Origin of the sequence: Novosphingobium lindaniclasticum LE124, from assembly GCF_000445125.1 — a bacterium.
GTDB lineage: Bacteria > Pseudomonadota > Alphaproteobacteria > Sphingomonadales > Sphingomonadaceae > Novosphingobium > Novosphingobium lindaniclasticum.
In genome coordinates, this window is record NZ_ATHL01000007.1 from 1 (window position 1) to 14,404 (window position 14,404).

The 14,404-nt window shown below is 66.6% G+C and carries 13 protein-coding genes and 1 pseudogene; 9 read left to right on the plus strand and 5 right to left on the minus strand.

All coding sequences use genetic code 11. The annotated features are described in order from the left end of the window. Positions 1-37 precede the first annotated feature (37 nt). Positions 38-1,249, minus strand: a complete 1,212-nt coding sequence (locus L284_RS25775) for an MFS transporter (RefSeq protein ID WP_021232144.1) — start codon at positions 1,247-1,249, stop codon at positions 38-40. A 175-nt stretch (positions 1,250-1,424) separates the two neighbouring features. On the opposite strand from L284_RS25775, the gene L284_RS25780 reads away from it, so the two are divergent. From L284_RS25780 to L284_RS25795, 4 genes are all read left to right on the plus strand, one after another. Next, a complete protein-coding gene (locus L284_RS25780) occupies positions 1,425-2,057 on the plus strand; it encodes a gluconate 2-dehydrogenase subunit 3 family protein (RefSeq protein ID WP_021232145.1) in 633 nt (210 codons plus the stop codon). A 2-nt stretch (positions 2,058-2,059) separates the two neighbouring features. After that, complete coding sequence (locus L284_RS25785; protein WP_021232146.1) at positions 2,060-3,754, plus strand: FAD-dependent oxidoreductase; 1,695 nt, start codon at positions 2,060-2,062, stop codon at positions 3,752-3,754. Further along, positions 3,751-5,178, plus strand: coding sequence for an MFS transporter (locus L284_RS25790; protein ID WP_235054240.1), 1,428 nt, complete (start codon positions 3,751-3,753; stop codon positions 5,176-5,178). Before L284_RS25785 ends, L284_RS25790 begins: the two co-directional genes overlap by 4 nt. A gap of 197 nt (positions 5,179-5,375) precedes the next feature. Beyond that, positions 5,376-6,392, plus strand: coding sequence for a Rieske 2Fe-2S domain-containing protein (locus tag L284_RS25795; RefSeq protein ID WP_021232148.1), 1,017 nt, complete (start codon positions 5,376-5,378; stop codon positions 6,390-6,392). A gap of 77 nt (positions 6,393-6,469) precedes the next feature. Here the strand turns inward: L284_RS25795 and L284_RS25800 are convergent, their stop codons facing one another. From L284_RS25800 to L284_RS25815, 4 genes are all read right to left on the minus strand, one after another. Next, the gene (locus tag L284_RS25800) at positions 6,470-6,748 is read right to left on the minus strand and encodes a hypothetical protein (protein WP_021232149.1); all 279 of its coding nucleotides are present in this window, start codon (positions 6,746-6,748) and stop codon (positions 6,470-6,472) included. Positions 6,749-6,877: 129 nt separating this feature from the next. Next, on the minus strand, positions 6,878-8,509 hold the full coding sequence (locus L284_RS25805; protein WP_021232150.1) for a family 43 glycosylhydrolase: 1,632 nt from the start codon (positions 8,507-8,509) through the stop codon (positions 6,878-6,880). Then, positions 8,506-8,898, minus strand: coding sequence for a C-glycoside deglycosidase beta subunit domain-containing protein (locus L284_RS25810; RefSeq protein WP_021232151.1), 393 nt, complete (start codon positions 8,896-8,898; stop codon positions 8,506-8,508). Before L284_RS25810 ends, L284_RS25805 begins: the two co-directional genes overlap by 4 nt. Continuing rightward, positions 8,898-9,902: a sugar phosphate isomerase/epimerase family protein gene (locus L284_RS25815; RefSeq protein WP_021232152.1), complete on the minus strand. Its 1,005-nt coding sequence runs from the start codon at positions 9,900-9,902 to the stop codon at positions 8,898-8,900. The genes L284_RS25810 and L284_RS25815 overlap by 1 nt, the downstream gene beginning before the upstream one ends. 307 nt (positions 9,903-10,209) lie before the next feature. Here L284_RS25815 and L284_RS25820 point away from each other — a divergent pair, with 307 nt between their 5' ends. The 5 genes and pseudogenes from L284_RS25820 to L284_RS0123565 form a co-directional block, all read left to right on the plus strand. Further along, complete coding sequence (locus tag L284_RS25820) at positions 10,210-11,325, plus strand: FAD-dependent oxidoreductase (RefSeq protein ID WP_021232153.1); 1,116 nt, start codon at positions 10,210-10,212, stop codon at positions 11,323-11,325. Between the two features lie 24 nt (positions 11,326-11,349). Next, positions 11,350-12,252, plus strand: coding sequence for a VOC family protein (locus tag L284_RS25825; protein ID WP_021232154.1), 903 nt, complete (start codon positions 11,350-11,352; stop codon positions 12,250-12,252). A gap of 3 nt (positions 12,253-12,255) precedes the next feature. Beyond that, complete coding sequence (locus L284_RS25830) at positions 12,256-13,413, plus strand: alpha/beta hydrolase family protein (protein WP_021232155.1); 1,158 nt, start codon at positions 12,256-12,258, stop codon at positions 13,411-13,413. Beyond that, a complete protein-coding gene (locus tag L284_RS25835) occupies positions 13,410-14,216 on the plus strand; it encodes a cyclase family protein (RefSeq protein ID WP_021232156.1) in 807 nt (268 codons plus the stop codon). The genes L284_RS25830 and L284_RS25835 overlap by 4 nt, the downstream gene beginning before the upstream one ends. A gap of 2 nt (positions 14,217-14,218) precedes the next feature. Beyond that, positions 14,219-14,404 (plus strand): annotated as a pseudogene (locus L284_RS0123565) (fumarylacetoacetate hydrolase family protein); the annotation flags it as partial.

Below are 14,404 nucleotides of genomic sequence, written 5' to 3' on the forward strand. Positions count from 1 at the left end.
CTCCCGGCGGGTCTTTCCTTGTGCCGTCCGGTGATCGTCAGGCGGTAAGGGGCGCCCGGCCCCGCGTCGCGCCCCTGGCCAGCGCGCCGAACGCGACCACCAGCGAAAGTACGCCGGCGGTGACGAAGGCGCCCTGCATCGATCCGGTCGCGCCGCTCGCCTGATGGACGAGGAGGGGGGAGATGAACTGGCCGAAGAAGAACGATCCGGTCCAGATTCCCATGCCCCGGCCGCGATGCTCGAAGGGAAACTTGGTCTGGGCCCAGGCGATCAGCGAGGGCACGGCCATGCCGGCGCCGGTCTGCTGGATGGCGAGGCCGACGATCATCTCGCCGGGATTGCGGGCCAGCCCTATCACCGCCAGGCCGGTGCCGAGAATGGCAAGGAAGGCGCCGAGCTGGACGCCGTTGGAACGGCTGGAAAGGATGCGGAACAGCAGGGCGCCCAGGATGACGAAGAGGCTGGGAAGGAAGCTCATCTTGGCGACGGCGGCAGGATCGCTGACGCCCACTTCGTCGAAGGCGATGCTGCCATTGACGATGAATACGTAATATTGCGCGGCCGAAAACAGCGTCAGCGCGGCGACGCCGAGCGCGGCGCCCAGCGGGAAGCGGGCTTTCGCCGCCATATCCGGCGACACCGTCTCGTCATGGGCGGCACGGCCCTTGGGTTCGTAGAGGAAGGCCAGCATCGCGAAGTAGATCGGGAACGCGACCAGGTAGACCAGGAAGCCGCCGTTCCAGCGCACCGAGGCCACGAGGCCCGACATCAGGATCACGCCGGAAGCCAGGAACGGCCCGATCACGCCTTGCAGAAACAGCCAGTTGCGGCGGCTTTCGTTGTCCCAGTAGTCGCCGATCAGGGTGTTGACGATGGTCAGAATACCGGCCTCGCACACGCCCAGGGCCAGGCGGCTGGCGAAGATCTGGTCCAGATCGTCGAGGAAGAACGGCAGGGTGCCGAAAAGGCCGTAGAAGAAGGTACTGATCAGCAGCAGGCGGCGGCGGCCGAACCGGTCGACGAACCAGCCGGCGAAGGGTGCGAGAAGCGCGATCGTCAAACCCGGCGCCGTCACCATCATCGGCACTTTCGCGGCGGCATCGGGATCGGTTTTGAAGTGCGCGATCATCGACGCCACGATCGGGAACATCGAGACGATGGCGAAGATCGGAAGGAAGGCCGCGATGACGATCGTCATGCCCTGCGGCTTCATGGTGAGCTTGCTGAAGAATCGGGAAACCGGGTTCATGCCTCTCCGCCCGCGCCGCTGACCGGCGCTATATTAGAATTGGTATTCCTTTTTGTCCTATCTACGATTCCTCTCGCGGTCAATGCGATCGAGGGCCTTGACCGATCGGCCCTGCGCAAATTAGAACCATAATTACAAATAACGCGAGAGGAAGCATGACGAAAGCGCATCGCGCATGAGCGAAAGCCGATCGGGCTGGAACCGCCGCGACTTCACGGCGGGCGCCGCGCTGCTGGCCATGGCTCTGGGAATCCCGGCGGCGGGAGTAAAATTCACCGATCCGGGCGGGGAAGACTTGCCGAGCGATCGCCAGCGCAATTTGATCGCGGACGTGTCCGACCTCGTCATCCCGCCCAGTGACACGCCCGGCGCGAAGGATGTCGGCGTCGGGGATTTCGTGGTGCTGGCACTGGCGCATGGGCTTTCCGGCACGCGCACGCCGATGGCTGCGGGCATGGTCACTGCGGCGCTTGAACCCTTCCGCCGCCGCGACGGATCGCTGCGCCACCTGCCATGGCTGGAGCATATGCTCGACCGCGCGGCGGGCGGCGACTTCCTGCGGCACGACCGGGCCGAGCGCACGCGGCTGCTGGCCGCGCTGGACGCGGAGGCATTCGCGCAAGGCGCGCTGCCTTCGCCCTGGACGGCGATCAAGGGCCTGATCCTCACCGGCTACTACACCAGCGAAGCAGGCGGATCGCAGGAGCTTCGCTACGAACTCGTCCCCGGCAAATGGGAATGGGACATACCTCTGGTGCCGGGGATGCGCGCCTTCTCCAGCGACTGGACCGCAGTGGATTTCGGCTGATCATGACCAACGACACGCAATTCGACGCCATCGTCGTCGGCTCCGGCATCACCGGCGGCTGGGCGGCCAAGGAACTGACCGAGGCGGGACTGACCGTGCTCATGGTCGAACGCGGCCGCAATATCGAGCACCAGACCGGCTACGCCACCGAACTCAAGGCCCCCTGGGAGATGCCGTTTCGCGGGCAGGGCGACGCGGCGCTCTATGCGTGGGAATACCCGGTGCAGATGCTGAACCGGCATTTCAACGAGTTCACCGAAGGCCACTTCGTCAACGATGCCGAGCAGCCTTACCAGAAGGCGCCGGGCAAGGACTTCGACTGGTTCCGCTCCTACCAGCTCGGCGGCCGCTCGCTGACCTGGGGGCGGCAGTGCTATCGCTGGTCGGACTACGATTTCGGTGCCAACAAGCGCGACGGTTTCGGCGCCGACTGGCCGATCCGTTACGCCGACCTCGCCCCGTGGTACGACAAAGTCGAGGATTTCGTGGGCGTCTCGGGCGCGGCGGAAGGATTGCCGCAGCTTCCCGACGGGCGCTTCCTGCCGGCCATGGAACTGAACTGCGTCGAGCAAGCCGTGCGCGAGCGCATCCGTGCGAAGTACCCGGACCGGGTGATGACCATCGGCCGCACCGCGAACCTGACCGAAGCACGCCCCGAGCAGGGCCGCGCCCATTGCCAGTACCGTAGCATATGCGCGCGAGGCTGTTCCTACGGCGCCTACTTCTCGACCCAGTCGGCCACCCTGCCGGCGGCGAAGAAGACCGGGCGGCTGAAAGTCGTCACCGACGCGCAGGTTCACAAGGTGGACTACGATGCGAAGACCGGCCGCGTCACCGGCGTGCGCTGGATCGACACCAGGACCGGCGAACACAAAGTGGCATATGCCCGCATGGTGTTCCTCAATGCCGGGGCGTTCAATTCGGTCCACCTGATGCTGAACTCCGCCAGCGAGGCAATGCCGCGGGGCCTTGCCAATTCGAGCGGGGTGCTCGGCACGCACATCGTGGATCATGCCAATACGATGGCGGCCATGGCGGTCATGCCCGGCTTCGAGGGGCGCACCAGTTTCGGCAACCGACCCACCGGCATCGTCATCCCGCGCTTCCGCAATCTCGACAGGCTGGACGGCGATGGCTTCACCCGCGGATATTCGTTCCAGGGCGGCGCGCTTCAGGGCACCTGGACGCGCGGCAAGCGGATGGGCGGTATTGGCAAGGACTACAAGGACGCGCTGCACCAGATCGGCCCCTGGACGATGGTGCTGGTGGTCTTCGCCGATTCGATGCCGCGCGCCAGCAACCGCCTGATGTTGAGCCGGCGCACCGATCCGCGCGGCGTGCGCCAGCTGGAAATCGCCTTCGAGCACGGCAAGGAGGAGATGGCGGCGCTGGCCGACGCCCACCGCGAGGCGACGGCGATGCTGACCGCAGCGGGTGGCCATGTGATCATGGGCTTCGACCGCCCCGGCCACGGCGGCACTTCCATCCACGAGATGGGCGGTGCGCGCATGGGGTGGGATCCGAAGACGTCCGTCCTCAACCGGATGAGCCAGGCGCACGATATTCCGAACCTTTTCGTCACCGACGGCGCGCAGATGAGTTCCTCGGCCTGCCAGAACCCTTCGCTCACTTACATGGCGCTGACCGCGCGGGCTTGCGCAGCGGCGGTTTCGATGCTGAAGGAAGGCGTGATTTGACCGCGCTTGCCGCGCCCGCGCCAGCCATGGACCTGACCGAGCGGCAGAAGTCGCTGGCCTATCTCACGCTGATGGTGGCGCTGGTCCTGGAGATCGTCGACGTCACCATCGTCAACACGGCGCTGCCGGTGATCGAGCGGGATTTCGGCGCGGCGGCGGCGCAGGCGCAGTGGGTCGCGGCGGGCTATTCGCTGGCTTTCGCGCTCCTGCTGATGCTGGGCGGAAGGCTGGGCGACTCCTTCGGCTACAACCGCATGTTCATCGGCGGGGTTGCGGGCTTCACTTTCGCCTCGCTGCTCTGCGGCCTCTCGGCCAGTCCGGATCAGTTGATCGCCGCGCGCGTGCTGCAAGGCGCGGCGGGGGCGATGATGGCGCCGCAGGTCATGGCGCTGATCCAGGTGCTGTTCGAACCGCTCGAGCGAGTCGCGAAGCTGGCCTGGGTCGGCGTGATCGGCGGACTTTCGGCAATCTGCGGCCCGATCATCGGGGGCGTAGTGATCCACGCCAACCCGTTCGATCTCGGCTGGCGCAGCGTGTTCCTGATCAATGTGCCGGTGGGCCTTGCGGCGGTGGTGGTCGCCTCGCGCCTGCTCCCGTCGGCGCGATCGGGTTCGGCGCGGGGGATCGACGGCGGCGGAACCCTGCTCTTCGCCGCATCGATGGCAGCGCTGCTCTACCCGCTGGTGCGCGGACACGATCTTGGCTGGCAGCCCTGGCACTTCGCGCTCCTGCTCGCGGCGCCGATCCTGCTGGCGCACGTCTGGCGGCGCACGCGGCGCCGGGCTGAGGCGGGTCTGTCGGCACTGTTCCCGCCCGACCTCTTCCAGCAGCGCCAGTTTTCGCTCGGCCTAGGGATGGCGCTTGCTTTCGGCGCGGCAACGGGCGGGTTCCTGTTCGTCTTCGCCTTCGGCGCGCAGAAGCTGCTGGGCTTTTCGCCGCTGGAAACCGGCCTGCTGCACATTCCCTTCAGTGCCGGCGTGATGCTGGGTATCGCCTTCCTCGGCCGCAAGCTGGTGACGGGCCATGGCAAATGGGTGCTGGTCGGCGGGACCGCGCTTATGGCGCTGTTCGCTGGGGGAACGCTGGCCTGGATCGAGACCGGCATCTCGCTGCGGTGGGCGCTGCCCTGCCTCGCGCTGGCCGGAACCGGGATGGGCATGACCAGCGGGCCGCTCACGCCGGTGATCCTGGCGCGGGTCGATCGCCGCCATGCGGGCGCGGCGAGCGGGCTCATCAAGACGGTGCAGGAACTGGGCATGGCGATGGGCATCGCGGTGGTGGGCACGGCCTTCTTCGCGGGTGGACCGGCAGGCGGCGTGGGCGCGGTCTTCCCGGCCATCGCCGCGATCGAGGGGCTGTTGCTGGCCTGCCTCGTGCTCGCGCTGCAGCTGCCCGCGCCCCTGTTCCCAGAGCAGGATGCTTGACTGGAATATCGGTTCTATTTAAAAGCGACATCGAGCCTGGTAGCGAAGCTTCTTCGCTTGGGAAGTCGGCGCAGCATCATCCTGCCGCGCCTTCATGCTGCGGGCCGCTTTGTCCTTCGGGACGACCCTTTTCGGGGGCGGCGGCGCAGCCTGTGAACACATCGTCCGCCACTTCCGAGCAAGACCGGGAGAAGACGATGTCCGACTATGTGCGCAACCTCTGGTATCTGGCCGCCTGGGATCATGAAGTGCCGGAAGGCGGCATGTTGTCCCGTACGCTGCTGGACGAGACCTGGGTGATCGCTCGGCTTTCGGACGGCGCTTACGCCATGCTGGCCGATCGCTGCCCCCACCGCTTCGTTCCGCTGAGCAGAGGGCGGCTGGAAGAGGACGTGATTCACTGCCCCTACCACGGGCTCGGCTTCGACCGGACGGGGGCCTGCGTACACAATCCGTTCCCGGCGCCGCCGCCTGCGCATGTCCGCGCGCGGACGATGCCGGTCGTCCATCGCCATCGCGGGCTGTGGTTCTGGCCGGGCGATCCGGAGCAGGCCGATCCGGCGCTGATCCCGGACTTCGCCTTCGTCGACCGCGCGGGGATGCAGCGCAGCCGCCTTGTCATCCAGGGCCATTACGAATTGGTGACGGACAATCTCATGGACCTGACCCATGCCGAATTCCTGCATGTCACGAGCTTCGGCGTGAACGGCTCGATCTTCTCCGGCCGGCAGTCGGTGGCTACGGACGAGAGCGGGGCGATCTGGAACAATTGGGACATGGAGGCGGTCACTCCTCCAAGCTGGGCCGCGCCGATGCTGGGCGAGGGCGAGCGGGTGGACCAATCGCTGCACATGCGCTGGCATGCGCCGGCGGCCATGGCGCTGACCGTAGGGCTCGCAAGGGCGGGCACCGGGCGCGCGGACCTGGTCGTGCCGCAGATGGTCAACCCGCACATCATCACGCCCGAGACCCGCACCAGCAGCCACTACTTCTACGACCACGAGGCATCGCCCGAAGCCGAGGCCCTGGCGCGCCAGGTCTTCGTCGAGGAGGACGAGCCGATGATCGAGGCCGCGCAGGCGGCTTTGGCCGGGCAGGACTTCTGGGCGGCGCGCCCGGCGATCCTAGAGACCGACGCCGGGGCGATCCGCGCGCGGCGGCGGCTGATGCAATTGCGCCGGGCGGAAGCGGGCATGTCCGAAGCTGCGGAATAGGCAGGGCGGAGTAAGGTAGGGTAGGCTCAGGGTAGGGTAGGTTTAGGGTAGGGCCGGCGGCTGGAGCCGCCGGCCTGCTATCGGCGCGGCTGTTCCCGCGCGTTGAGTAGGAGCAGGGCGAGGAAATCGTCGAAGGCGATCCAGACCGCCTTCATGCGCGCGGCGATGCGCGGCTTCAGTTCCGTCGCGATACCGGCGCCGATCGCCGCCGTGCGGTCTGCCGGGATCGATGACGGGAACCTGCGGTTCAGCGCCGAGCAGGTGACGAGCACCGTCCGTGCTTTCGGGCTGAGCACCTGGTGGGCCAGAGCCACCAGCGAATCCGGATCGCCGGCGTAGTCGTTGTCCGCGATCACCCGGAGGGAAGGGCGCTGGGGGATGCGACGGACAGCCGCGGCCCGTGCCGCAAGGGCCGACCGCCCGGCTAGCGATAGGCCTGCCGCCAAGAGGCTGGTGGCGGCGCTGCGTCTGTCGGTCTTGGTGGCTCAGCCCTCCCTCAGCGCACGATAGCGGTAGTCGCGGAAACGGGCCATTCCCTTGCCGCTGGCGAACAGGGCCGGGCGCAGGCTGGCGAGATCGTCCATCGTATTGGCGTGATAGCCGGATACTTCGCTGCGCACGGCATGGCGTATCCAGTCGCCGCCGGGGACGCGGTGGTACATCGTCACGATCTGGCGATCGTTGACGATCCTGAGGTCGATCCGGCTGCCCCTGGTGACCGGCTCCTGCCAGTAGCTCGGCTTGCCGCCCCGGTAGCTGACCATGCGCGCGCCGTCGTAGCCCATTCCGAGGAACAGCCGGTCATTGAAGAACAGCAGCAGTCCCGCCTCCGCACCGCCTTCGAGTTCGAGCGAGACCGTGCATTCGTAGGCCCGGTCGCCGACGAGGTGGGTGAGCGGCGAGGCATCCTGCGGACCCCTCCCTTTTGCCGCGAGCGTCAGCGTGCCCCCGCCCGCGACGGCCCGCGCGCTTTCGTCCGGCGCCTGGTTGTAGAACCGCCAGCGCTTGCCGAGGGATGGGCATGCGAAGTTGTCCGACCAGGGCATCCCGTGAACAGTCCCGCTCGGCTGCGCCTTCCCGCCCGCCGGTTTGGGGAGAGGCCTTGCCAGATCAGCGCCCATGGCGCGCGGCCAGCCGTCCTTGTCCCACTGAATAGGTTCCAGCAGAGTCTGCCGGCCGAGCGTGTAGAAGCCGTTCTCGTAGCCGTGATAGACCGCCCACCAATCGCCGGCCGGTCCCTCGACGAAAGTGGCGTGCCCGCGCGAGAGCCAGGTATCGGCGGGATTGACGGTACGGATGACGGGATTGTGCGGGCAGTCCTGCCAGGGCCCGTTCACCGAGCGCGACCTGGCGACCGTCACCATATGCCCGGTCGGCGGCCCCGCCGTGCCGCCCACGGCGGTCACGAGATAGAACCACCCGTCCCGGCGAAGCAGTTTCGGACCTTCGAGCGAATAGGCTTCGGTCACCCAGTCGTCGGGATACTTCCAGCCGTCGTAGACTTTCTCGACCGGCCCGTCCGTGGCGAGGCCGTCGTCGGTAAGGCGCACGCGGTTGACGCCGGACAGGAACAGGTAGGGCTTGCCATCCTCGCCCACGACATGGCCGGGGTCGATCAAGCCGCCGATGCCGAGGTCGATCGGGTCGCTCCAGGGGCCGCGCATGTCGTCGGCATGGATGACGTAGATGTTGGCGAAACTCTTGAGGCCCTGCGACCAGGGCGCCTTCATGAACGGGATATAGATGTAGTAGCGGCCACGGTACTTCACGAGGTCAACGGCGAAGACGGTGCCCAGCGGCTTGTCCAGCGCAGGACCGATCGGCAGCCAGTTCACCAGGTCGCGCGAATGCCAGATCAGCAGGCCCGGCGCGGCCTCGAACGAGGAGTGGGTGAGGTAGTAGTCCTCGCCGTCCTTGAGGATCGTCGGGTCGGGGAAGTCGCCGGCCAGGATGGGGTTGACATAAGTGCCGTCGCCCCGATCCGCCCGCCGCTGGCCCTCCACGCCTTGTGCGGGCGTGCCGGTGCGAGGGGCGGGCAAGGCCAGGGACGGGGCCGAGAGTCCCGCGCCAAGGCCCGTCAGTGCCCCCAGGCGAAGGGCGTCGCGCCGACCGATCATGCGGAGAGCGACACGCGCTTGGCGTCGGAATTGATCGACGGAAAGGGCAGGTAGGAGACGCGAAGCTGCTGGAGCAGAGCCAGTTCGTGCTCGCCTGCGGGGAAGCCGCCGGCATGATCGACCAGGATCGTCGCCGGCGCGCCGAAAGGCCAGCGGCGCTCGTAAGCGGCTTCCATCTCCTCCAGCGTGAGAGGACCGCCGCCTTCATCGAAGCGCACGGCCGCGCGGGGTAGGGCATTGCCGTCGATGGACACGTCCAGTTTCTCGATCATCGAGAGGCCGAGGCCGCGATAATAGCCCAGCCGCGCCTCGAAGGCGAAACCGGTCGGGGCATCGGCCGGGCCGGTGTTGCGCAGGCTGGCGGCGTCGATCAGGTACTTGTCGAACATCAGACGATCTCCCGTTGCGCTTCGGCCCTGGCGATGAGGCGCTCGAACATGACATGCTGGCGGCGGACCTGTTCGCGGCTGTCGACCGGCATGACGTCCTGGATCCAGCGGTTGCCTTCATACTCGCTGGAAAGCGTGCCTTCCCAGCCGCATTTCACCAGTTCCGGGATCACGTCTTCATAAGCGATCGCCGGATCCGTGCAGTCCTCCGTCATGCCGTAGAACTTGGCCTGGATGTGGCGGAACCAGGGGGCGTAGTCCTTGATCCGTTTCGGATTGGCATAAGGCGCATGGCGCAGGGTTTCGGCCATGGCGATCTCGGCCTTGTTGCCGCCCATCTTCACCGCGACTTCGTAGATCGTGTATTCGCACATGATTTTCTGTTCATGCTGGTCGACGATGAACTGCGCCACTTCCGGGCGCGCGCCCTGCCGTTCGAAGCGGGCGCGGAATTCGGGCGGGTAGTGCTTCATGAACACGCCCATGTCGGGCAGGATGCCGAGGTGCTTCGTGCCCAGCCGGTCGGCCACGTCGATCGTGCGCAGGATCCAGGCATGTTCGAGGTGCCAGGGCGCATGGACTTCCACGCCCATGTGGACGTCCAGTTCCTCGGCATAAGGGACGCACTTTTCCAGAATGTCCGGCCGCACGAAGATCAATACGCGCATGTTGCGGATGCCGAGCCGGTTGCAGAGCACCAGGTCGCGCCGGATGCTCTCCACCTGCTCCGCGTCGGACAGCGTCTCGCCCTTGCGCAGCTTGGTATCGAGGAACATGTCGTAGCAGGTGAAATGCGCGCCGTGCCGCGCCAGCATCTCCTGCCAGCGCGCCACTTCCGCATCGTCGATATGCGGGAAAGTCGGCATGTTCTGCTCGGGCAGGATCTCGATGCCCTTCGCACCGATCGAGGATGCGAAGGCGAGGACGTCTTCCACGCTCATCTGACCCAGGAACATTTCTTCCTGAAAACTGTAGAGGCTCACGCCCCTTTGGATCTTGGACATCCACTCCCTTTCAAAGCTGACGCGGTTCCTGCCGGCAGAGGGTGGCATGGATCGCCCCCGACCCGCCGCCGGGAGCTCTCCGCGATGCCTGCCGATTCCGCCGGCCATTATTAGAATATGCATTCGTATTTGAACCGCAGGCGCGTGGCTGTCAACGCCTCTTCGCCCCTTGACGACGATCCCGGCAACAATTAGAAGATGAATTCTAATTAAAGCGCGGCGCCAGGCCGCGCGATAGGGCGCTGCGCGCCCGGGAAGAGGATCATGCAACGAAAGCAAGAGGCCGCGACACCGGCGGGAGAGCGTCATGCGTGAAGGCAAGGTGCTGGTAATCGGCGGCGGCATCGGCGGCCTTTCCGCAGCGATCGCGCTGTGCCGCAAGGGGCACAGCGTCGCCGTGATCGAGCGCGACCCGACCTGGTCGGTCTACGGCGTGGGTATCATCCAGCAATCGAACGTGGTCCGCGCCATGGACCAGCTCGGCGTGCTGGACACGTTCCTCGATGCCGCCTGCGGTTTCGACGCTGTGGAGATCTACGTTCCGGACGGCACCCGCGTCGCCCGTATTCCCACGCCTACGCTGGTCGAGGGCAAGCCGTCCAATGTCGGCATCGGCCGCCGCGCGCTCCAGAAGGTGCTGGGGGACAGCGCCAGGGCGCTCGGCGCGGAAATCCGGCTTGGCGTGACGGCCGAGGCGCTGGATCAGGACGAGACCGGCGTTTCGGTGCACTTCTCGGACGGCGGTGCGGGGCGCTACGATCTGGTCGTCGGCGCCGACGGCCTCTATTCGCAGACACGCCGCATGATCCTGCCGGAGGCCGAGAGCCCGACCTTCACCGGCCAGTCGGTCTGGCGCTACAACTTCCCGCGCGCGGAAGGGCTCGATGCGCTCTGCGTCTACAACGGGCCGACCGGAGTGGGGCTCGTGCCGATGTCCGCGGACACGATGTATCTCTACGCGACGACGCCGGAGCCGGACAATCCGCGCTACCCGCTGGACGGGCTGGCGGCGACGATGCGCGCCAAGCTGGCGGAAACCGCGCCCGCCATCCGCGCACTGGCCCAGCGGATCACCGAGGATGCCGACGTGGTTTACCGCCCGCTGGAAGGCATGATGGTGCACGGACCGTGGCACCGGGGCCGCGTCGTGCTGCTGGGCGATGCCGTCCATGCCACTACGCCGCACCTGGGGCAGGGCGCCGGCATGGCCATCGAGGATGCTTTGGTGCTGGCCGAGGAACTCTCTTTCCGCGACACCCCGGAAGAGGCTTTCGCGGCCTATCGCGCGCGCCGCTACGAGCGCTGCCGCTACATCGTCGAGGCTTCGCTGGCGATCTGCCACGGCCAGATCGGCAAGGGACCGCCGGTCGACAACCACAAGGCCACCGCCGAGATGTTCGCGGTGGTCAGCCAGCCCATTTGATCTCCTGTTCGAGGAACCGCAGTGATGAGCCGAGTGACCGAAATCCGCTATGTCGGTTATGGCGTCGAGGACTTCGACGCCGAACGTACGTTCTACGCCGAGGACTGGGGGCTCGTCGAAGTGGCCCGGCAGGACGACTTCGCCTGGTTCAAGACCCACGGCCATGACGAGCACCATGTCGTGCGCCTTCACAAGTCGGACGCCAACCATGTCGAGGTGATCGCTTTCGCCGCCGACACGCGCGCGGATGTCGATGCGCTGCACGAGAGGATCGTGGCGGCGGGCTGCAAGGTGATCTTCGCCCCGCGCGATCTGGATGCGCCGGGCGGCGGCTATGGCCTGCGCTTCTTCTCGCCGGACGGCCTGCCCTTCGAGATCTCGGCCGAGGTCGCGCGTTCCACCAGCCGCGCCATGGCGCGCTGGGAGGGCATGCCGGTGAAGATCAGCCACGTCGTCCTGCACTCGCCCGATCATCAGGCCATGGTGGGGTTCTTCACCGATGTGCTGGGCTTCAGGATCAGCGACTGGCTGGGCGATTTCATGTGCTTCCTGCGCTGCAACGAAGCGCACCACCGCGTCGCCATCCTGCCGGGGCCGCCGTGCCTCAACCACGTCGCCTACGATATGCTGACGGTGGACGACATGTTCCGCGGCGCGCACCGCCTCAAGCAGCGCGGCACGGACCTGCGCTGGGGGCCCGGCCGTCACACGGCGGGCAACAACACCTTCAGTTACTTCACGACGCCTGCGGGTTTCGCGGTCGAATATACATCCGAACTGGAAGAAGTCGATTTCGAGACGCACCAGCACAAAGTCCACGTCCCTGGTCCCCAGGTCATGGATCAGTGGGGCATCGGCGTGGGCGGCCCGCAGACGATGCCGCATCCCAAGCCGGATGCGCGGCTGTTCCAGGCGGCGGAGCTCTGATCGATGGCCCTGTTCGAATATTTTCCGAACTACATCTGGAACCTCTCGGTCGCGATCGCGATGGAATCGGGCGCACAGCTCGGTGAGATCATCGACATGTGCCAGCCGATCCGCGACGCGGCGGCGAACGGTGCCGACGCCGGAACCCCGCAGTTCATGACCGCCTGGGCGGCGATGGGCGACAAGCTGCTCGACCTTGCCGCCGAGGACGAGTTCAAGGGCCGTGCGTTCTCCGCGTCCAACAAGCTGGAGCGCGCCGCGCTCTACCTCATCACCGCAGAGCGCATGCAGGGGCACGGCCATCCCGGTCGCAAGGAAACCTACGCCCGGGCGCGCGCGGCCTTCGATCGCTCGACCGAACTGGGCAAGCTGAACCGCGAGCGTGTGGAAATTCCGCTGGAGGCCGGCACGATGCCGGGGCTATACACGCGGGCGTCCGGCGAGGGGCGCAAGCCGGTGGTGGTGTTCTGCAACGGTCTCGATAGCTGCAAGGAACTGCTCTACTGGACTCGTCTGCCCCATGAACTCGCGCGTCGGGGCATTTCCACCCTCTGCGTCGACCAGCCGGGCTCCGGCGAGGCGCTGCGCCTTCAGAACCTGCCGGTCGATCCCCGTTCGGAAAGCTGGGCGAGCAAGGCGGTGGACTGGCTGGAGCAGCAGCCGGACGTCGATCCTGAGCGCATCGGCATGACCGGCATCTCGCTTGGCGGCCACTTCGCGCCGCGCGCCGTGGCCTACGAGCCGCGCTTCGCCTCGGGCGCGGTCTGGGGCGCCAACCATAACTGGCGCGAGGTGCAGGACAAGCGCATGGGCCGCGAGGGCGAGAACCCGGTGCCGCACTACTGGGCGCACGTCCACTGGGCCTTCGGCGCGACGGACCAGGCCGATTTCCTGGCAAAGTCCGAGGCGATGAACCTCAACGGCCACATGCACGCTGTCCGCGTGCCGTTCCTCGTCACGCACGGCGCCAGCGACCGCCAGATCAGTGCTGCCTACGCCGACGATCTCTATGACCAGCTGATCAATTCGCCTCGCCGCGAGAAAGTGATCTTCACCGCGCGCGAGGGCGGCGTCGAACACGTCGGCGCGGACAACATGGCCTATGGGCGCGATCTCATCAGCGACTGGTTCGCCGAGACGCTCGGAGGAGAAACCGCATGATCCGCCAATCTTCGAGGCGCCGTTTCGTCGATCTCTCGATCAGCCTGTGCAACGACGTGGTCAGCGATCCGCCTTTCCTCAAGCCCGAGATCACGTACCAGACCCACATGGACACGGCGGGAGAACTGGACATGTTCTTCCCCGGCGTCACGGCGAAGGATACGCCCGACGGCGCCGGTTTCGCGGCGTCCGAATGGGTCAGGCTGACCACCCACAGCGGCACGCACCTCGATGCGCCCTATCACTTCCACCCGACGATGAACGGCAGGGACGGAACCCCGGAACGCTCGATCACCATCGACGAGGTGCCGCTGGAGTGGTGTTTCCAGCCCGGCGTGAAGCTGGACTTCCGGCACTTGTCCGATGGCTATGTAGTGAGCGCGAGCGACGTGGAAGAGGAACTCACGCGCATCGGCCATGTGCTGCAACCGCTTGATATCGTCCTCGTCAACACCGCGGCGGGCAAGGCCCTGGGCGAGCCGGACTACGTCAACCGCGGCTGCGGCATGGGCTACGAGGCGACGATGTACCTCACCGAGCGAGGGGTGCGCGTGACCGGAACCGATGCCTGGTCATGGGACGCGCCGTTCAGCTACACGGCCCAGAGAGTCAAGGAAACCGGCAACACCTCTTTGATCTGGGAAGGCCATAAGGCGGGCCGCGACATCGGCTATTGCCATCTCGAAAAGCTGCACAACCTGGAAGCGCTGCCGGGGCACGGCTTCACGGTCTCGTGCTTCCCGCACAAGATCAAGGGCGCCTCGGCAGGCTGGACGCGCGCCGTCGCGATCTTCGAGGACTGATCATGCGCCTTGCCACTCTGGACGACGGCCGCCCGGACGGCGCGCTGGTGGTCGTTTCGCACGACGGCGCGCGCTGGTTGGCGACGCCCGGCCTGACCCTTCTGTCCGCGCTGGATGACTGGCAGCGGGCCGAGCCGGAGCTGCTGCGGCGTGCCGCCGCGCTCGAGGCCGGGGCAGGCGGACGGCTC